Annotated in this window: 19 protein-coding genes; 3 read left to right on the top strand and 16 right to left on the bottom strand. The window is 38.1% G+C overall.

The features are described 5' to 3' along the window. Positions 1–229 precede the first annotated feature (229 nt). The 11 genes from H0Z31_06015 to miaA all read right to left on the bottom strand — a co-directional run bounded on the left by H0Z31_06015 (position 230) and on the right by miaA (position 11,150). Positions 230–388: an NUDIX hydrolase gene (locus tag H0Z31_06015; GenBank protein ID MBO8176999.1), complete on the bottom strand. Its 159-nt coding sequence runs from the start codon at positions 386–388 to the stop codon at positions 230–232. 30 nt (positions 389–418) lie between these two features. Further along, positions 419–919 (bottom strand): hypothetical protein, encoded by a 501-nt coding sequence (locus tag H0Z31_06020; protein ID MBO8177000.1) that lies wholly within the window; start codon positions 917–919, stop codon positions 419–421. 134 nt (positions 920–1,053) lie between these two features. Next, entirely contained in the window at positions 1,054–2,193 is a 1,140-nt protein-coding gene (locus H0Z31_06025) for an MBL fold metallo-hydrolase (protein MBO8177001.1), read from the bottom strand. 53 nt (positions 2,194–2,246) lie between these two features. Beyond that, a complete protein-coding gene (locus H0Z31_06030; protein MBO8177002.1) occupies positions 2,247–2,543 on the bottom strand; it encodes a rhodanese-like domain-containing protein in 297 nt (98 codons plus the stop codon). A 666-nt stretch (positions 2,544–3,209) separates the two neighbouring features. After that, complete coding sequence (locus tag H0Z31_06035) at positions 3,210–5,315, bottom strand: GDYXXLXY domain-containing protein (protein ID MBO8177003.1); 2,106 nt, start codon at positions 5,313–5,315, stop codon at positions 3,210–3,212. Between the two features lie 218 nt (positions 5,316–5,533). Next, positions 5,534–6,478: a stage V sporulation protein K gene (gene spoVK / locus H0Z31_06040; protein MBO8177004.1), complete on the bottom strand. Its 945-nt coding sequence runs from the start codon at positions 6,476–6,478 to the stop codon at positions 5,534–5,536. 385 nt (positions 6,479–6,863) lie between these two features. After that, entirely contained in the window at positions 6,864–7,067 is a 204-nt protein-coding gene (gene copZ, locus H0Z31_06045; protein ID MBO8177005.1) for a copper chaperone CopZ, read from the bottom strand. 22 nt (positions 7,068–7,089) lie between these two features. Beyond that, complete coding sequence (locus H0Z31_06050; protein MBO8177006.1) at positions 7,090–9,489, bottom strand: copper-translocating P-type ATPase; 2,400 nt, start codon at positions 9,487–9,489, stop codon at positions 7,090–7,092. Between the two features lie 15 nt (positions 9,490–9,504). Beyond that, on the bottom strand, positions 9,505–9,780 hold the full coding sequence (locus H0Z31_06055; protein MBO8177007.1) for a metal-sensing transcriptional repressor: 276 nt from the start codon (positions 9,778–9,780) through the stop codon (positions 9,505–9,507). A 157-nt stretch (positions 9,781–9,937) separates the two neighbouring features. Beyond that, positions 9,938–10,168: an RNA chaperone Hfq gene (gene hfq / locus H0Z31_06060; protein MBO8177008.1), complete on the bottom strand. Its 231-nt coding sequence runs from the start codon at positions 10,166–10,168 to the stop codon at positions 9,938–9,940. Positions 10,169–10,196: 28 nt separating this feature from the next. Beyond that, entirely contained in the window at positions 10,197–11,150 is a 954-nt protein-coding gene (gene miaA / locus H0Z31_06065) for a tRNA (adenosine(37)-N6)-dimethylallyltransferase MiaA (protein ID MBO8177009.1), read from the bottom strand. A 571-nt stretch (positions 11,151–11,721) separates the two neighbouring features. Between miaA and H0Z31_06070 the strand changes: the two genes are divergently transcribed. Beyond that, on the top strand, positions 11,722–12,321 hold the full coding sequence (locus tag H0Z31_06070; protein ID MBO8177010.1) for a hypothetical protein: 600 nt from the start codon (positions 11,722–11,724) through the stop codon (positions 12,319–12,321). A gap of 180 nt (positions 12,322–12,501) precedes the next feature. Here H0Z31_06070 and H0Z31_06075 read toward each other — a convergent pair whose 3' ends face one another. From H0Z31_06075 to H0Z31_06095, 5 genes are all read right to left on the bottom strand, one after another. After that, positions 12,502–13,941: a carbon starvation protein A gene (locus tag H0Z31_06075; GenBank protein MBO8177011.1), complete on the bottom strand. Its 1,440-nt coding sequence runs from the start codon at positions 13,939–13,941 to the stop codon at positions 12,502–12,504. 370 nt (positions 13,942–14,311) lie between these two features. Then, the gene (locus tag H0Z31_06080) at positions 14,312–14,680 is read right to left on the bottom strand and encodes a hypothetical protein (GenBank protein ID MBO8177012.1); all 369 of its coding nucleotides are present in this window, start codon (positions 14,678–14,680) and stop codon (positions 14,312–14,314) included. 69 nt (positions 14,681–14,749) lie between these two features. Further along, positions 14,750–16,006 (bottom strand): methyl-accepting chemotaxis protein, encoded by a 1,257-nt coding sequence (locus H0Z31_06085; GenBank protein ID MBO8177013.1) that lies wholly within the window; start codon positions 16,004–16,006, stop codon positions 14,750–14,752. A gap of 160 nt (positions 16,007–16,166) precedes the next feature. Continuing rightward, on the bottom strand, positions 16,167–16,805 hold the full coding sequence (locus H0Z31_06090; GenBank protein MBO8177014.1) for an SdpI family protein: 639 nt from the start codon (positions 16,803–16,805) through the stop codon (positions 16,167–16,169). Further along, on the bottom strand, positions 16,802–17,080 hold the full coding sequence (locus tag H0Z31_06095) for a winged helix-turn-helix transcriptional regulator (GenBank protein ID MBO8177015.1): 279 nt from the start codon (positions 17,078–17,080) through the stop codon (positions 16,802–16,804). Before H0Z31_06095 ends, H0Z31_06090 begins: the two co-directional genes overlap by 4 nt. Before the next feature lie 228 nt (positions 17,081–17,308). Between H0Z31_06095 and H0Z31_06100 the strand changes: the two genes are divergently transcribed. Both H0Z31_06100 and H0Z31_06105 read left to right on the top strand, forming a co-directional pair. Next, positions 17,309–18,841: an FAD-dependent oxidoreductase gene (locus H0Z31_06100; protein ID MBO8177016.1), complete on the top strand. Its 1,533-nt coding sequence runs from the start codon at positions 17,309–17,311 to the stop codon at positions 18,839–18,841. A gap of 311 nt (positions 18,842–19,152) precedes the next feature. Then, entirely contained in the window at positions 19,153–19,467 is a 315-nt protein-coding gene (locus H0Z31_06105) for a hypothetical protein (GenBank protein MBO8177017.1), read from the top strand. Positions 19,468–19,573 lie beyond the last annotated feature (106 nt).

Genomic DNA, 19,573 nt, shown 5'->3' on the forward strand with positions numbered 1-19,573 from the left:
TTTTTTAACGGAAAGTAATTTCATTTAAACGGAAAGTATTTTCTCCTGAACTGAAAGTAATTTCACATTAACGGAAAGTATTTTCTCCTGAACTGAAAGTAATTTCACATTAACGGAAAGTATTTTCTCCTGAACGGAAAGTAATCTACTACAGTAATATGTAAATTTCCATTACATAGCATATATTTCAGAACCAATTGGTATGAACATATGTAAAACCCGTCCCTTTTCATATAGGACGGGCCTTTATCTTTACATCATATCCTGTTTCTTCTTTAAACTCACGTATGACACACTGTTCGAATGTTTCGTGCTCCGGTTTTCCTTGTAACACCATAAACAATTGACCATTTTCATTGATACATACCCCTGCTGTCCCACGCCACATGTAAAACACTATCCTAAAGAGATTCATGGATTAAGAGTTTTGAGAAATCAAGGTAATAACTCCTTCGTACATTTCCTCAAGGGCGTTTTGTTCACTCATATATTCGTTTAAACGTACTCCCATGTCTTTTCGTGTGCCATCAGGAAGCAAAACAAATCCTTGAATATACGGTAAATGTTCATTTTTATATCCGTTTTCCAAAGTCGTTTGCTCTTCTAAAAAAATCGAATAGTGATACGGTGCAATTCCAATAAAAAAGATCGGTTTCGTAAGCTGCTGAAATTGGGATGCATAAGTCGGTTCCGACGCTTCTTCAAACCATTCTTCGGTCACGATCCAACCATCAACGTTCGTGTCGTTTGTTACCATCGTCTCTAGCGAATAAGTCTTCCATTCAATCAAATCATTTTCAATGGGCGGAATGGTACCGATGACACCAATCGTTAATGGACGTCCCTCATATTTCACATCCAATGCGGATGAGCAAGCAGTTAATAAAAAAACAATAAGAATGAATCCTATTTTTTTCAAAACCTCTCCCCCTATTCTTCCTCTGATGTAATTCCTTCTTATTTCTTCCATTTTATCATTAATCATCCAAGACAAGCATCAAAAAAATAAAAACGAACCCTTTAGCTTAAAGGATTCGTTTTCACATCGTGTTATTATTCGTGAGTATGGTAAAGCGCGCAACGGTTTGGACCGATTTCTAACTCTTGTTGTTCATCCAATGTGGCTTCGCGCTCTCCTCGGTTAATGGCCACGATGTCTTCAAAGTTTGGAGGTGTTTCGTTATTCGTTTGAGCCGCTACTAGTTCAACGAATTCTTCCTTTTCTTTATTTTGCATCATGTCATTTCTCTCACGAATACGACCGAGCGTATCTCCGATAAATCCTTTTTCATTAAGTTCATCATCAAGACTTGCATAATGCCCTGGTAAAACCATGACATCATCGGCAATTGCTGCTACTTTTTCATACACCGTATCGTATAAATCGTTCGCCCATTCTCTTGCTTTTCCTCCTAAGTCTGGTCGGCCTAACCCCCCGACAAAAATCGTATCACCTGAGAACAGCAACTGATCGTTCACAAAGAAAGATACACTGCCAGGGGTATGACCAGGTGTTTTCACTGCAAGCACTTGAAGCTTTACATTCTCAAACGTAATCTCCTCGTGCTGCTCCAGCGGTTCAAAGTCAAACACCGCTCCTTCACTTTTCATTAAATAGTACGTTGCCCCGGTTTGTTCGGCGAGTTTTTTCCCTCCAGAAATATGGTCAGCATGCAGATGGGAATCGACAATGTGCGTAATTTTTACCCCTTCTTCATCCGCTACTTGTTGATAAACATCAATAAAACGAGAAGGGTCAACGACTAATGCTTCGTTTCCAGAAATGACCATATAGGATAAACAGCCTTTTCCCACGCGGATAAATTGATACACTTTACTGTTCTCATCTTCATGTACGTTCACTTTGTACAATTCTTCACTCCATTTTTTCATTCCGCCTTGTAAAAAAGCGACATTTGTCATACCAGCTTCCGCTAACATTTCCGCAACCATTTTAGATGATCCTTCTTTTGCACAAACAACTAACACTTGCTCGTCTTTTGGCAAACGGTCTAAAATACCTTCCACCCCATCTAATAGCTCAAAATACGGAACATTAATGGAAGTAACTTGTTCTCCTTCAATTTTCCAATCGTTGTAATCACTCTCGTTTCGAACGTCTAAAATGAACATTTTTTCTTTATTCATAAGTCGTTTCGCTACTTCTGCTGCTGTAATCATTTGAATACTCATATAAAATTCCTCATTTTATTTTTACCCGTAGGGGTATTTTGGTTTAAAAAAATTTAATCTACTGGGCCATCCCAAGCTTGCATACCGCCTACCATGTTCGTTGCATTGAATCCATAAGATGTTAGTAATTGAACCGCCAGTCCGCTACGGTTCCCTGATCGACAAACAACAATGTACGGTATGTTTCGGTCAAGTTCATGCATTCGAAATTCCAATAAAGTTAATGGAATGTGCACGGCATTCGGGATTTTTCCTAGCTGAACTTCCTCTGCTTCCCGAACATCGATGATATGCAGTTGTTCGTTATTTAAAAGCTTTTCTTTTACTTCATTGGCTGAAATAGATTTCAATGTGTTTCCCCTCCAATTGATGGTTATTACAACCCTCAATTCATACTATATACCCCTTATGGTATTTTGTCAACGATCTAATCTTCTTTTCCTTTTTTCACGATAAAATTAAAAAAGGCATTGCTTTTCTTAACAATGCCTTGTTCAACTATAGCAGCCGTTAATTGAGTAACATTATCTTATTTTTTACCATGTCTGCCAATGAAGTATCCTATCAAACAAAATAAATAAGTTATGGCTATACTCAAATTAATGAGAAGAATATCTGAAGGTACTCCTAACAAATACCTCGTTCCATATAAGGGACCAGCAAAAACAAGAGCAGCGGGAATAAAGATGATGGCTAAATTAGCAAAGTAACCTAAAATACATAACAAAGCACCTATCATCCAATACAGAGTTGCAAATTTTATAAAATAACGTCTCTTTTTATTGCCCATAAAAAAACCGTATATGAACCATAAAATTATGAAAAGGATGGAAGCAATTGCTTGTGTTAAGATAAGCATTAAAGTTTATCAAACTAAAAGGCACAGAAGCTATTAAAACGAGTAATAAGCTTTTATACATATATTTCCCCTTTTCCAATCGAATCAGAGTCCATCACTACACGCGACTTCACTATCTCATACTCTAAACCGAACCCAATAATAATTTCCTGGCATTTTATTCTTCACCTAGTTTTTCTAATAATGCATCCCCTTCCTCGCTTACACGGACATAGGCGTATCGAGCGTTCTGCTGGATTTCAATACCGGTGCCTTCGGGGACAAAATACGATTCAATCCCGTAGATAACCGTGTCTCCGTACATTTTACCATTGATAAGGACATCCCCTTTTTGTGGGGCGTACCCCTCTTTTACCTCCCCGTTAATGGAGTAAAAGCCAGCGAATCGGTGAATGCCTTGAGCATCTTTACGTAATATTACTTTTACTTTTCCGCGAGCTTCCCATGTACCGACATCTGAAATTTCGTATCGAAGGCGAACGTAATCGCCTTGCAATAAGGAGCGCGGATCGATAGGAGCAAGCTCTAACTTTACCACGTCTCCATTTTGTAAATGATCTTCTTTTTCATACACAAGATAACCGATAAACAGTGTTTGAAGGACAACGATGGCTAAGAGAGATAAAGCTTTTTTTCGAAGCCAACTTGGCTGTTCCTTTATACGAGTTGCTCGTGTTTTTTCAAAAAGGGCTGTTCCAACTAGAAATACCATGCCTGTAATTAAGAAGCTCATCGATTTATCTAACAAATCCCAAGCGAATTCATAGTACTTTAATACAAGAAATAGCCACCAATATAGCCAGGTAATGAACATTACGCCTCGTTCATGTTTGTAAAAAATGAAACCGACAACGAGAAGGACAAAGGCAATGTTAGATAATACATACCACAAATCAAGTGTAAATAAATCCATACTCGTCAATGGCAGGAAAGCACTTAATCCGATCACAAGCGCCGCATTCCGTTCCACTTTTTTTATCAATGGTAGGAAATAAAAAACAGCATTTATCACAACAACGATGAAAAGCGCTAACCTCGGTTCGTCAGTCCAATCGAGAATGATCATCAAACTGTATAGCGATATCGCTATGTTCGTTAACACTCGTAACCCAGTTTCTAGTGATTTGACGTAAAAGAAAAGTAAGACCAACGTGAATATGAATAAAATCGTCATTGAAACTTCATTTGAAGTAATGGCAACCAAACCGAAACCGATGGCTGACAACGTGTTTCGAACGACCGAGTTCCACCTTTTAGCCAAAAAGGCCGGTAACACAAGGCCGAATACTGCTAGGAAAAATAACAGTTCAAAGGAAAAGTCGTTCGTCAACATGGTAATTAGCCCCATAATACTTGAGATACCAATCACTGAAGCTACAAAGGTGACAATCGCTTGAAACGCGAATAAAAATACGTGACCTTTTGTTTCGTCTTGAGCCATCGTTCGAAGATGCTTAATCAAATATACGCTCCCAATTACAATTAAGGCGACAACGAATAAGCCAGCAAGGAAAATTCCTTCATGATAATATTTGGCAACATAGCGAAAATATTGATTGATTAGAAAAACGCCTGCAAACAATCCGGTGATGAGAATGTACGAACGTTGTTTTTTGACACGAAAATAGTACAGAAAGCTACCGATTAAAAGGCCAGCATAGATGTAAGGCCACCACGCAAATTGTCGCTCATACAACCCCACTTGGTAAACAATAAACAACCAACCTTGCATACTACTGTACGCTAAATACGGAAGGATCCGTGACCGCGACAGAAGATAGATACCCCCATTGATGAAAGCAAAGGTAATTAATGTCCAAAAAGCTTCCCATTGTCCGCGCTCGATTGCATAGGACGAGGGAAAATAATAAAACCAAAACGATAGCTGTAACAAGAAGAGACTTAGTATGCGAAAAGGTTCGTAATGGGTAATCCAAGCAAGTAATGCACTTGGAATGAGCCAAATGAAAAATAGCCAAAAGCTATCGGCATGCGAATTATAAATTTGTCCGATTAAGGCTAAGGTAATTCCAAAGGCAATGGTTGCTACAACAAACAGCCATTTGCTCAAAAAATCATGTCGCTTTAACATCAACGTTAAAATAGAACTTGCCACATAGAAAAGCAGCATCAAGCCAACGCTTAACAACACCTTCTCTAAACGATCAAACCCTTGCCAGTTAGAAGCGAAAAAATAAATAATCCCCGTGAGAATTAAAGAAATACCAAGCAAATACCCCGTCCGAATCCAACGTAAAGTCATCTTATCTCCTCCAACCTTTCCAATATTTACATGTATTATAACATATTTCAAATTGTCTCGGGTGTAAAATTTCACTTTTTGGGTAGATTTTTTAGGGGACAGTCCCGCGTTGCTTTAACGTGTTGAGGGACTGTCCCCACATCCTTTAACGCATTACTGTACCGCGGGACTGTCCCCCACTCCTTTAAAGCGCAAAAGAAAACACTTAGAATTCAGTTCTAAGTGTCGGTGAAGATGAGGTCGCTGCTTTTGATGGTCATGAGTTCGTTTTTGTGGTAGGTTTGGTCAAGTAGTAGACGCATGGCTTGGACGCGGATGGCTTTTTCGATGATGTTTCTAATGTATCTTCCGTTGGAGAAGTTGATTGGGTTAGAAGTACTTTTCATAAGGGCGAGGTGTTCGCGCAGTTTGCGTTCGGCATCTGGACTGAATACGTATTCTTTTTCCGTTAGCATGCGCCGTCCGATTTCCATTAATTGATCGATATTGTAATCGGGAAAATGAAACACTAACGGAAATCTTGATTGAAGACCTGGATTTAATGACAAAAAGTAATCCATTTCACGAGAGTATCCCGCCAGAATCAAAATAAAATCGTGCTGTTTGTCTTCCATATGTTTGACAAGGGTATCAATTGCTTCTTTTCCAAAATCTTTTTCCCCTCCCCGACCGAGAGAATACGCCTCATCAATAAATAAAATCCCGCCCATCGCTCTTCTGATTAAATCCCTCGTTTTTTGAGCTGTATGTCCAATATATTCCCCAACTAAATCTGCTCGTTCCGCTTCAATAAGATGTCCTTTCGACAAAACGTTCATCTTATGAAGCAATTTTCCAATCAGTCTTGCCACCGTCGTTTTCCCTGTGCCAGGATTTCCTTTAAACATCATATGCAGCGCTTGTTTTCCCGCCTTTAACCCGACTTCTTCCCGCTTTTTATTGACGTAAATCCAAGCATAAATCTCTTTAATCATTTTTTTCATTTCTTCTAATCCAACGAGTTGATTTAATTCGTCTTCAATTTCCCGTAATGGTTGATGTTCTTGTGGATACGAGGTTGGAACGATCGATTTTATTCCTTTGTTTTCCACCGGCCATCTTTTCTTTGAATTTAATACAATATTAATTTGTCCATTATTTTTCATACGCATCGGATGGTCCAAAGCGTTCACCTCACATTCAAAGACAGTATACGCTCTACTTCTGTTGAAGGTGACAATGGCCCATTTGCATCAATTCGACAACCTTTTACGTTTCGTCGCCATAAAAATCGTTACTATGACACCATTCACAAATTCAATGAGTATTTTTGATGCACATTGTCAAAAATTGCGCTTTCCCAAGAAATCGAACGCTTCTTATTAATTGTATGCGAGACGATTCTCAAATCATGAACAAAGAAATTTAGAAAAATTCGGAACAACTCACATTAATCCATGCATATCACCAAATTTTCTTCGTATAACCCCCTATCCCTATTGAAGGAACCGTTAAACAACACAAAAAAATCCCTCCACAACCATGGAGGGAACGCACAAATTAGATTGATTATTTTACATCATATCCTTGGTCTTCAATCGCTTCTTTTAATTGCTCTAAATGAACCTTTGTTTCATCAAACTCAACATCGACAGTTCCTTCTTCCAAATGAACCTCCACACGTTTTACGCCATCTAACTCTTGAAGCGCATTTGTTACGGCCATTTTGCAATGTCCACACGTCATTCCTTGAACTTGTAATGTCGTTGTCATAAAAATTCCTCCTTTATCGTTTCTAAAATGATATTTTCACGCGTTTCAATCGAAGCGCGTTGGTCACTACAGAAACAGAGCTAAACGCCATCGCCGCTCCTGCCACCCAAGGTTCCAATAGTCCAAAAGCAGCCACCGGGATGCCAATCGAATTGTAAAATAACGCCCAAAACAAGTTTTGACGGATATTTTTCATCGTTTTTCGGCTTAATTCAATCGCTTTCGGAATATGAGCTAAATCGCCTCCGACTAACGTCACGTCAGCTGTTTCGATGGCCACATCCGTACCTGTACCAATTGCCATACCAATATCAGCTTTCGCTAACGCAGGAGCATCGTTAATTCCATCTCCAACCATCGCTACGTATTTTCCTTTTTGTTGTAATTCCGATACGATCTTTGCTTTTTCTTCCGGAAGAACTTCTGCAAATACTTTGTCTACATTGACTTTTTTCCCGATGGCTTCTGCTGTCCGACGATTGTCTCCGGTTACCATATATACTTCCATACCCATTTCCTTTAATGCTACAATCGCTTTTTTCGAGCTATCTTTGATCGTATCAGCGACAGCGATAATTCCGACGATCTGATGCTCGATAGCCACCAGCATCGCGGTCTTTCCTTGTTGTTCCAAATGAAGTAAGTCATTTTCGTATGATGAAAAATTGACATTTCGTTCTTTCATAAGTTTCCGTGTACCTATAAGCACTTGTTTTCCTTCGATCGTTGCTTCAATACCATGCCCGGTAATGGCTGTAAATTGATCAACCGATCTCATTAAAGTTCCTTGCTTCTTTCCATATTTGACAATCGCGTGTGCTAACGGGTGTTCCGATACACTTTCAGCTGAAACCGCATATGATAGCATCCCTTTTTGAAACTCTAATACATCCGTTACTTCTGGTGTTCCTTTTGTCACCGTGCCTGTCTTGTCAAGTAAAACCGCATTGATTTTATGAGTTCCTTCGAGGAATTCACCGCCTTTAAATAGGATGCCGTGTTCCGCTCCTTTTCCTGTACCTACCATAATGGATGTTGGTGTCGCCAATCCAAGTGCACATGGACACGCGATAACAAGAACAGCAATCGCCACTTCAAGTGCTTTCGCAAAATCTCCCGGCGTCACTTCAAAATACCAAATAATAAACGTTACTAACGCAATGGAGACAACAATCGGGACAAATATTCCTGAAATGACATCAGCGAGTCGCTGAATCGGCGCTTTCGACCCTTGAGCCTCTTCTACGATTTTTATAATATTGGCAAGCGCCGTATCCTTTCCAACTTTTTCAGCACGAATCGTAAGAACCCCATTTTTATTTATGGTCGCCCCAATGACTGAGTCGCCTTCTTTTTTATCAATCGGAATAGATTCCCCTGTAATCATCGATTCATCGACTGAAGATGTTCCTCGAAGAACGGTACCATCTACCGGTATTTTTTCCCCAGGTTTCACAAGAATGATATCCCCTACCATCACTTGCTCGAGTGGTATATGAACTTCTTCTCCATCTCGAATGACCCGAGCCTCTTTCGCTTGTAAATCCATTAGTTTTGAAATCGCTTCAGTTGTCCGACCTTTCGCCATGGCCTCCAAATATTTTCCTAAAAGAACAAGGGTAATTAACACTGCGCTCGTTTCAAAATACAGATGTGGAGTATATGGACGATTCTCAATTGTTTTTATTGCTTCAAATACACTATAAAAGTAAGCAGCTGAAGTGCCAAGAGCGATTAATACATCCATGTTGGCACTTTTGTTTCTGAGCGCTCGAATAGCCCCCATATAAAAAGTGCCACCAATGTAAAACTGCACGGGTGTTGCTAATAGCAGTTGAATCCATGGATTCATAAAGATGTCGGGCACAGGGATCCCTAAGTCAATAGGCATATGAGCAACCATCGTATAAAGTAGAGGCAAAGATAACAAAATGGATAGGATGAGTCGTCGTTGTTGACGATTTACTTCTTCTTTCCGTTTAGCAGTCGGCTCTTCTTCATGATGAACTTTACCGATGTATCCTAGTTTCTTTATTTTTTCGAGAATGTCTTTTTCAGAAGTAATTCCTTCATAATATTCTACCACCGCGTTGTTCATGGCTAAATTCACGTTTGCACTTGCAACGCCTTCCATTCGGGTTAACCCTTTTTCGATCCGCGTGGCACAGGCAGCACATGTCATTCCTTCAATATCGAGTTTGACTTTTTCAACGGCTACCCCGTACCCTAATTTTTCAATTTTTGCTTGAATATTTTCTAGATTTTGTTTTGTTGGATCGTATTGGATGGATGCCTTCTCCATGGCTAAATTCACGTTTGCTTCTACACCATCCATTTTATTCAATACTTTTTCAATCCGGTTGGAACAAGCGGCACACGTCATTCCTGTTACTTTGAGTGTCACCTGCTTTTGTTCACTCATTCATTGTTCCTCCCTTTATTTTGAGAACTGTTTGATGACGTCCATTAATTCACGAAGCGATTCTTCTCCGCTTCCTTCTTTTATCGCTTTTGCCACACAATGATTGGCATGCCTTTCTAATAAATGAAAGCCTACTTTTTTCAGCGCCGCTTGAATCGCCGAAATTTGAACTAAAATATCAATACAATAGCGATTTTCTTCCACCATTTTTTGTACTCCACGAACTTGTCCTTCGATTCGTTTTAAACGTTTCATAATATGGTCTATTTCTTCTTTTGACCGTGGGACCATTTTCGGATTAGTTTGGTTATCCTCACAATGATTCACTACAATCACCTCGTTACATACATTATACCCGTATATGGTATGTAATACAAATAAAAAAGGTTACTATAGAAAAAAGGTACCGCTTAGCCGATACCTTTTTCCACTTCAATAATGAATGTTATTATTGTTCTTCATAATTAATTGGAACGTTTCGCGCTGGGGAAAACGTAGAAATCGCGTGCTTATACACTAATTGCTGTTTTCCTTCTGTTTCAAACAAAACCGTAAAGTTGTCGAAACCTTTTACATGTCCGCGAAGCTGGAACCCATTTAATAAAAATACCGTGACAGGAATCCCTTCTTTTCGAAGATGGTTCAAAAACTGATCTTGAATATTAATGGATTGTTTCATGCTTAGTCCTCCTCTTCTATCTCTACTTTTATTTATTCGATTTGATTTGAAGCTTTCCTGCAATAAAATCGGAAATTTCATTAATTTTTTTCTCGTATAACGCTTCATCTGTGAGATCAAACCAATGAACATCCATTTTGTTGCGGAACCAAGTTAATTGCCTTTTCGCATAGCGACGAGAGTTTTGTTTCAACTGCTCAACCGCTTCTTCCAACGAAAGACGGCCATCCAAATATTCGTACAATTCTTTATATCCAATGGCTTGAATCGACTGAACATCACGGATTTTAGCATCATATAACCGCTTGACCTCATCTAAAAGACCTTGTTCCATCATAAGATCGACTCGCCGATTAATTCGTTCATACAGTTTTTCTCGCTCCATGGTTAAACCAATAATAACGACATCATACAGGAGCTCTTGTTGCTGATTTCGAATATATTCCGTCATCGTTTTCCCTGTAGTGTGAAAAATTTCTAGCGCCCGTATGACACGGCGGACGTTGTTTGGATGAATACTAGTAGCGCTTTCTGGATCAATACGTTTTAATTCTTCATATAACGACAGATTTCCTTCTTTTTTTATCCGTTCCTCCAATTGATTCCGAAAGTTTTCATCCCCGGGTGAATCAGCAAATTGATAATCATAAATAACAGCTTGAATATAAAGACCAGTTCCCCCAACAATCATTGGCAGATGATGACGATTATGTATTTCATTAATTTTATCTCTTACAAGCGTTTGAAATTCAGCCACTGAAAATGACTCTGTTGGTTCTTTGATATCAATTAAATGATGGGGGATGCCTTCCATTTCCTCCTTTGTTATTTTGGCCGTCCCGATATCCATACCTTTATAAATTTGCATCGAATCCCCACTAATAATTTCACCGTTAAACCGTTTCGCTAACTCAATGCTTAATTTTGTTTTTCCAACAGCCGTTGGCCCAATTAGTACAACAAGCTTTTGTTTCTCCTTCATTTCCTTCACTGCTTTCTAAGTTGTTTTTTCTCTATCGTACCATAATTTCACTTATCTTTAACATCTAGCTATTTTTCCATGTAAATGATGCATTTATACATAAAAGCGAATTAAAATTCTTGATTCTGAAATTCCTTCTTAGCATTTAACCGAAACCGCAAGAACGACCAAATGAACACAGCGGTACTTAAGACGCCAAGCAGGAAACTTGCCACTAAGCTTTCCTGATTAAAATAAAAATAAAATGTAATTTGGCTACCCCCAATAAGTGTCAAAAGCGTAACGAAAAAATAAACTTTTACTCTCTTAGTATATTTCGTTAATGGAACCAACCACCATGGCCGTTTGTTCACTACGAATCTCCTCTCATTTTTTTCCATATACTTGTTTATCTTAAACTAAACAATTTTTTATATAAAAAGTCAATAGGTATTGTTTAAATGACATAACCAGGATATATTACTAGAACATCTAGGCCATCATTTATTAAATCATGATAAAAGATGCATTGAACCTTGCTTGAACCATTATGTAATATATAAAGAAGTAAAATGTTGTAAGAGGTATTTACTTGAAAAGCAAATTACCAAAACTCAACCAAGCCATTATTATCGGAGCACTTATAAGTGTAGTTGGAATTACGACCGCTTGTAATACCGTAGATGATGTTTATTCCAATGATCAAAAGCCACTTGAAAAAACTATCGTTCATGAGGACGAGAAAAAAAGTTCCAACCAATCTAATAAAAATACAGTATCGTATGATGCATCAAATATTCAGTTACAAGTAGACGTTCATGACGGATACATATTTGATGCCGAAGAACCAAGACGATTTATTTTGGAATACCAAAAAAATGCAGATTATTATGCTCGGATTGAAGTGTTAGATGCCAATGAAAACATTGAAAAAGTAAAAGAACAAGTGTTGGAGTATTTGTCTCACACAGGGGAAGTCCGAGATATTTCTATGAATGAAGCTATCCCGCTATATCAAAATACTAAATTTTCCTTACATGCTTCCAATCAAGAAACCGCCCAAAATGTCATTGTTAAAGAAATAGATGGTGTATTATTAAAAATTACTATTCATTATTTAAATCAAGAAGAATCTGAAGTCATTACTCAGCACATGGTTGAAATGTTACAGACGTTGAAAGTTACTCAATAATCCTCTCACACCTACACTTCGCCTAGAGGTGGGAGGCTTCTAGGTGAACATGTTAAACGTTTCATATCTGTGTCATCAATCACGAAAGTGTTTACATTTTTATTTTACTAACATAGTTGATTCGATCCTTACAGTCTCAACCAACTCTTTTTATAAAAAAAGCCACCCAATAAGGGCAGCTTACGACGCACTTTTTTCTAATGGTTGATAATCAGATACTCTAGATTTTCTTACTTGTACCATAAACCAACCAATAACCGCTAAGGTCAAGGTGAGTCCGAAAATCATGGATGGTTGAAATGCTAGATGGAATCCTTCTGGTGCGTAAAAAATATACGTGCATACAACACTTGTCATAAACATTGCTGGAACACTACAGATCCAATGAAACTTCCCATTTTGTAATAAGTACATCGCCGCTGTCCATAGCATGACGGTGGCGACTACTTGGTTCGTCCAGCCGACATAGCGCCATAAAAATGTATAGTCCATTTGCGTAAGGGCAAACGTACTAACAATGACTGGTATGGTTAATAAAACGGTTTTCTTATAAGAATCGACTTTGACACCAAATTGCTTTACGATGTCTACAATCATCATTCGCGATGACCGTAAGGCAGTATCACCTGTTGTAATCGGTAAGATAATAACCCCTAAAATCGCTAAAATTCCACCTAATGTTCCTAATAGTGATTTACTAATTTCATCAACGACTGCAGCTGGTCCTCCTTCCGCTAATGCGATTCCCAATCCATCGGTTCCTCCAAAAAATGTCATCCCAGCCGCTGCCCAAATGAGGGCAATGATTCCTTCTAATATCATAGCCCCGTAAAAGATTTTGCGGCCATCGCTTTCTTTTTTCATCGTCCGAGCAATAATTGGACTTTGGGTGCAATGAAAACCGGAAACAGCCCCACATGAAATAGTGATCATTAGTAACGGCCAAATCGGTAATTGGTTTGGATGTAAATTTTCTAACGTCACATTCGGAATCGGATGGTCCATAAAGAATAGTCCAACGCCAATTACGACGGCCATAAATAATAAGACAGCTCCAAATAACGGATAAATTTTTCCGATTAATTTATTGACGGGCAACAATGCCGCTAGAATAAAATAAGCAAATATGATGACGATAGCTACTTGATAGCTTAAAGGAGTTACTTTTGCAATTAATTGTGCTGGTCCAGCTGTAAAAGCTGCTGCTACTAAAATCATAAGTATGATTGATAAAACATTTATAATAGCTTTAATACTTTTTCCTAAATAACGTCCAACTAATGAAGGATATTGTTCTCCTCCGTGTCTTAACGACAGCATTCCTGAAAAATAATCGTGTACCGCACCTGCAAAAATAGAACCGATGACAATCCAAATAAATGCTACCGGACCATAAAGCGCCCCCATAATCGCTCCAAAAATCGGACCAAGTCCAGCAATATTTAACAATTGAATAAGCGTTCCCTTCCACCAACTCATCGGTGTATAATCAAGCCCATCTTTTTTAGAATACGCCGGTGTAACATTTTCATCATTTACTCCGAAAATGCGCTCAACCACCTTTGCATAGATAAAATAACCAAGTACTAATAGAAAAACTGCCGAAACAAATGTTGCCATCTTCTAGACCCCCTGGAAGTTTTCTAAATTTTTAGATATATTGTAATAGTTTCCCAAAATAATTTCAATACTAAATTTTAATATTTTTCTAATATTTTTTATTGCTATTCTAATAAAGCAATCAGGGAGCAAAATTCAGTGCTTTATTAAATGGCTCCGTTAAACCTAATCTTGAATTTCATTAAAAGAAAAAGGACCAGTTTTGGCCCTTCTTTGTTGTCTCGTAAAACTAACGCATTCCAATAGTTTAACAGTTTGATTTATAACAAATAAAAATGATTGGATATACCTTCAAGCGTTTTTTACCATTGCTACTATTATTGAACTAATCCGTTTGTAATCTCCTTTTCATTTTTAATAACGAATTGTATTACCCTTCAACAATTGCGAGGTATTTCAATATTTTTCCTTCGAATTCAACGAGTAAAATATCTCCTCTTTCTTTGGTTGAGAAAATCTTTGCACCAACAGGAAGTTTATTTGACATTCCATCTTTAAAATCTGTATTAGCATCAATTCTTGATTTTATTTCACCGATTTGAACATCTTTTGTTAAAGATAATTCTTGTACCCAGTCAATATTCGTTTTGTAAATCACTCCATCATACTGAAAAATATCTGCATCTGGGTCCAATTTTAAGACTTCTTCGGCATCAATACGGTCAATTGTTACTTCGTTTTTTTTTCCTTCATAAGTGCAACCTGTACTCGTAAATAAAACTAATGCAAATAAACCCATCGGATTTAAATAAAAAATTGGGCATAAGCCCAATTTTTCGTTAATTATGTATATAAATAAGGGATCTTTTTACACTCCTTTAAATCGATTTAATAATTGCTGCATTTCCTCTGCCATTTGATTTAACGCTTCTGCAGAGGAGGTCATTTCTTCCATAGAAGCCATTTGTTCTTCTGTTGACGCGGATATATTTAACGATTGTTCTGAAGATTCCTTCACAATGGCCGCCATTTGATCAATGGACATTGCAATACGCTGTGCTCCGTGCGTCATTTGCTGAACGGCTTGTGATACTTCGGCAATTTGTCCAGATACTTCATCCACCGACTGGCGAATTTGCTCAAAGGAATCTCCAGCTAAGTTTACATCTTCAAGTCCTTTGGAAACTTCATCCACAACTGTTTGCATCGATACCATCGCTTCGTTAGTTTCCTTTTGAATATGATGGATTAATTGAGAAATTTGCTGTGCAGAATCTGCGGATTGTTCTGCTAATTTCCGTACTTCATCGGCTACAACAGCAAAACCTTTACCGTGCTCTCCCGCCCTTGCTGCTTCAATAGCGGCATTTAAGGCTAACAAATTCGTTTGAGAAGCAATTGTAGAAATCACTTCGGTAATTTGACCAATTTCTTTCGATCGTTCCCCTAATCCTTTTACAACGTGTCCAAGCGATTCAACATGTTGATGGATAAACCGCATTTGCTCTTCCATTTTGCTAATAACTTCTGAACCTGCATTCGCTTTGGCAAACGTTCCTCCAGCGGCATCAGCAACTTGTTGAGTTTTTGTGGAAACGAGGGATAATCCTTTAGATATTTCATTCATGGACGTCGAAGTTTCTTGAACTGATTTTACTTGTTGTTCGGAACCTGCCGCAATATCTTCCATGGACGAAGAAATTTGCTCCGTCGCTTTTGTCGTCTGTTCGGCGATGTTCGTTAACTGGTCAGAAAAGGAAACGATTTGTTTTGAATGTTGTTTCACCTTTTGAATTAACATTCCCCATGTTTCTAACATTTCGTTAATATTTACCGCAAAAGACTTAAGTTCACCTACTTCATTGGCATTGACTCTTGTAGATAAATCCCCATCTTTAATCGCCTGTAAATGCTTATTCAACACGGCAATGGGCACCACAAACCGCCGGTAATTTAATGTAGCGGATAAAATACCAAGGAGCATTCCACAAATAACTAAGCTCCCGGTCGTCACCCAGAAATCTGTACCTGTTAGGCCAATAAACATAGACACACCGAACCCAAGTAAAAACGTCCCAGGAACTACAACTAACAATGTGCGAATGATATAGCTCCGTAACGTCATCTCTCTCCCTACCTTCTACTAAAATATGTATCTTACCTTATTATAGCATTGAATGAATATATGGAAATAAGGAAGTGGGACTAATTTCACTTTTTTCTAATTATTTGATTCACTTACAAAAATTAGACCAGCCTCTATCAATGGAGGTTGGTCTTTTCTCCTACCTATTCTGTTCTTCTTTAAAATAAATGTATGATTTCACAAAAACATAAACGGTACCTAATAGGGTAACAGAGATAAATATGACAAATCTCCAACTGCCTTCTAAAAAGATCGTCAATATACTCATCAACCCAATGATGACAAAAACTTTTCCACCAATACGATGAGTTTTATTCCACACGGTTTCATTCGCTAACGTCCATGGGGTTCGGATACCAACAAAATAATTATGTTTAAATTTTGGCATATAGTTTCCTAGAATGATAAATAAAATGCCGATTCCAACTGGGACAATCAACGAAATATCTATTGGATAGCCTAAATTATAGGCAAGGGTGCCAACATGAATAAAAAAGAATAATAACACCAAGGCATTCATCATCACAAGGTAACTACCTTTAAATTTTTCATAGTTCGCTTTTTTCGGATCCACTTTAGGTAATAATGTCAACAACAAAAGTAAAAAAGTTAACACGATAGGTCCAAAGAATGCTCCAATCCATTTATTACTATAACCGTCCACTTCCCCTGCTGCATTCCAATGAACCGCTACTTGATCCGGTAAAAATGTGATGGCCACCAAACTAATGACATAAGCCAAAATGACCAAACCGATAAGCAAACGACTGGATTTCATGTTTCCTTCCCTTCCTTTTCTAAAATATCGTAAAACCAAGTCAACAAATCTTGAAATACGGTCGTGTTTAATGAGTAATAAATATGTTGTCCTTTACGCTCGTCTTGAACTAAATCAGCTTGTTTTAAAATTTTTAAATGATGCGATACACTCGGTTTTTGCATATCGAAATGGGAAGATATTTCTCCTGCTGTTAAATCTCCTTTTTTCAGTAAGGATAAAATTTTTCGCCGTGTCGGATCGGCAATCGCTTTAAATGCTTCATTGAAGGACAAGGATGCATCCCCCTTTCATTATTAGATATTTAGACATTTTTCTAATTGTTAATGAAAAAATTTTTTGATCATTAGTTAGATTTTTAGATAAATTTCTAAATATATTGTATGCCAATTATTATCAAAATGTCAAAAAAATAATTGATATAATAATCATCCCCCTACTCATGTATCCCCAAATATTGGGTAAATTATGAACATCTAGACATTTTTAGGGGGAATTAAACAATGAATGAAACAAATACACAACAAAATGAATTACCAATGGATCCAAAACCATATTGGTTAGATTCCGTCCAATTGCCCACGTTTGAAAAATTAACGAAGGATATCGATACGGATGTCGCGATTGTCGGTGGTGGAATTTCCGGTGTGACGACAGCGTATTTGCTCACAAAAGCTGGAGTTCGGGTGACGTTAATGGAGGCCGATCGACTGTTCAATGGAACGACTGGTCACACAACCGCTAAAGTCACTGCCCAGCACGGACTTATCTATCACGAGTTAATTCAACACTTTGGGGAAGAAAAAGCAAAACTATATTATGAAGCTAACACCGATGCCATGCAGTGGATAAAAAATACTATTCACGAACAGAACATCAATTGTGACTGGCAAGAAGAGGATGCCTATGTGTATGCATTTTCTGAAAAAAATGTCCCAAAAATTTCGGATGAATATGACGCCTACTTAAAATTACAAATTCCTGGTCAGTCTGTTGATACCATTCCTATACCTGTTGCGGCTAAAGCAGCCGTTATCATGAAAAATCAGGCAAATTTTCATCCCCTTCGATTTTTAAACCATTTCGTTCAATTCATTACCGAAAATGGTGGAGTTATATACGAGGATACACCCGCTATCGATTTAAAGATAAGCACACAACCAACGATTATCACCCGAGACGGTCATAAAATTTCATGTCAAAAAGTCGTTATTTGCTCACACTTTCCTTATTACGACCGCTCTTTTTATTTTTCCCGAATGTATGCGGAAAGGTCGTACATCATTGCTGCCAAAACCAAGACCCCATTTCCTGGCGGGATGTACATTAGTGCGGATGATCCAGTACGTTCACTTCGTTCTGCCACAATCAACGGAGAAAAATACGTGCTCATTGCTGGAGACAATCATAAAGTGGGTCAAGGGGAACCAATGATCAATCATTATGAAGCCTTGCAAGCATTTGGGGACCATGTTTTCGGTATAGAGAAGATTCCATTCCGTTGGTCAGCACAAGATTTAACCACGTTAGATAAAGTACCGTATGTCGGCCCGTTGAAACAAAGTACTCCTAATGTATTGATCGCAACTGGGTACCGAAAATGGGGAATGACGAACGGAACAGCAGCAGCTTTACTTCTATCAGATTTAGTACTCGAAAAAAGCAATCGTTACGAAAACCTGTATACTCCATCAAGATTTCATGCCGACCCAAGCGTCAAACAGTTTCTATCGATTAATGTCGACGTTGCCAAACATATGCTGGAAGGAAAATTAGAATACGCCCTTCGAAAACCAGAGGACTTAGTCCCAGATGAAGGTGCTGTCGTTTCGGTCAATGGAAAAAGAGCCGGTGCCTATAAAGACCAAAAAGGAAAGCTTCACCTTGTTGACACAACATGTACACATATGGGCTGTGAAGTTGAATGGAATTGTGGCGAACGAACATGGGATTGCCCTTGTCACGGATCACGCTTTTCCATTGACGGAGAAGTTGTCGAAGGTCCAGCGACCAAACCGTTGAAAAAACTACAGTAATCAAATGACACTATATAAAATCAACGAATCCCCTACTGAATTCAGGTAGGGGATTTTCTTTTTTCTACAAAAATAACACCCTTCCGTATATTCACACCTAACAATTTTTTAGTTCCGTGATGTCTAAAATTTCTTTTTTAGTGTCGTTATATCCTTGATATTCAGTTCACTTGGTCGAGTAATATCGAAGAACACCAAACGTCTCCTAAAAATAGGCATTAAACTAGTACACAGTGGACAATCGCGGAACATAGGATAAGATTGAGTGTTTAATGATTACAGTCTTTTTAAAAAAGAAAGGAAGATAAAATATGAATCAATATCCAACTCATTATCAGATGCCTTCTTATCCATCTCAGCAAATGGGAACATTTCCGCAATATCCTTATTCGGAGATCATGGCCCATCAACAAATCAAGCAACCGATGTATCCTCAGCTAAAAGACCGAACATTGAATATGGTGTCTCCTTTAGTTCAATATGGTTTAAGAGAAGCACAGATGACCTCGTATGCACATGCTTTACAAGAAGTAGCCGCTATAGCTTATCTAATGGGGAGAGGATTCGATCCACAAACAGCTTACGCCACTGTTGAATCATGGGAGTTGAATGAAGTCTTTTATTAAAGATACAGACCTAAAACCAAGTGTTAGCCCCCAACCAAATATACCGTATATAAGAAATAAGGATACATGGTGATATGTACATCAGACTACACAAAAAACACGTTTC

It is taken from the genome of Bacillus sp. (in: firmicutes) (assembly GCA_017656295.1).
GTDB lineage: Bacteria > Bacillota > Bacilli > Bacillales > JACDOC01 > JACDOC01.

Coding starts and splice junctions, on each gene's coding strand:
- H0Z31_06080 (MBO8177012.1), bottom strand. CDS start 14,680: ATGGGTTTATTTGCATTAGTTTTATTTACGAGTACAGGTTGCACTTAT.
- H0Z31_06050 (MBO8177006.1), bottom strand. CDS start 9,489: ATGAGTGAACAAAAGCAGGTGACACTCAAAGTAACAGGAATGACGTGT.
- H0Z31_06035 (MBO8177003.1), bottom strand. CDS start 5,315: ATGACTTTACGTTGGATTCGGACGGGGTATTTGCTTGGTATTTCTTTA.
- H0Z31_06105 (MBO8177017.1), top strand. CDS start 19,153: ATGAATCAATATCCAACTCATTATCAGATGCCTTCTTATCCATCTCAG.
- copZ (MBO8177005.1), bottom strand. CDS start 7,067: ATGACAACGACATTACAAGTTCAAGGAATGACGTGTGGACATTGCAAA.
- H0Z31_06055 (MBO8177007.1), bottom strand. CDS start 9,780: ATGGTCCCACGGTCAAAAGAAGAAATAGACCATATTATGAAACGTTTA.
- hfq (MBO8177008.1), bottom strand. CDS start 10,168: ATGAAACAATCCATTAATATTCAAGATCAGTTTTTGAACCATCTTCGA.
- H0Z31_06075 (MBO8177011.1), bottom strand. CDS start 13,941: ATGGCAACATTTGTTTCGGCAGTTTTTCTATTAGTACTTGGTTATTTT.
- H0Z31_06085 (MBO8177013.1), bottom strand. CDS start 16,006: ATGACGTTACGGAGCTATATCATTCGCACATTGTTAGTTGTAGTTCCT.
- miaA (MBO8177009.1), bottom strand. CDS start 11,150: ATGAAGGAGAAACAAAAGCTTGTTGTACTAATTGGGCCAACGGCTGTT.
- H0Z31_06015 (MBO8176999.1), bottom strand. CDS start 388: ATGTGGCGTGGGACAGCAGGGGTATGTATCAATGAAAATGGTCAATTG.
- H0Z31_06025 (MBO8177001.1), bottom strand. CDS start 2,193: ATGAGTATTCAAATGATTACAGCAGCAGAAGTAGCGAAACGACTTATG.
- H0Z31_06100 (MBO8177016.1), top strand. CDS start 17,309: ATGAATGAAACAAATACACAACAAAATGAATTACCAATGGATCCAAAA.
- H0Z31_06090 (MBO8177014.1), bottom strand. CDS start 16,805: ATGAAATCCAGTCGTTTGCTTATCGGTTTGGTCATTTTGGCTTATGTC.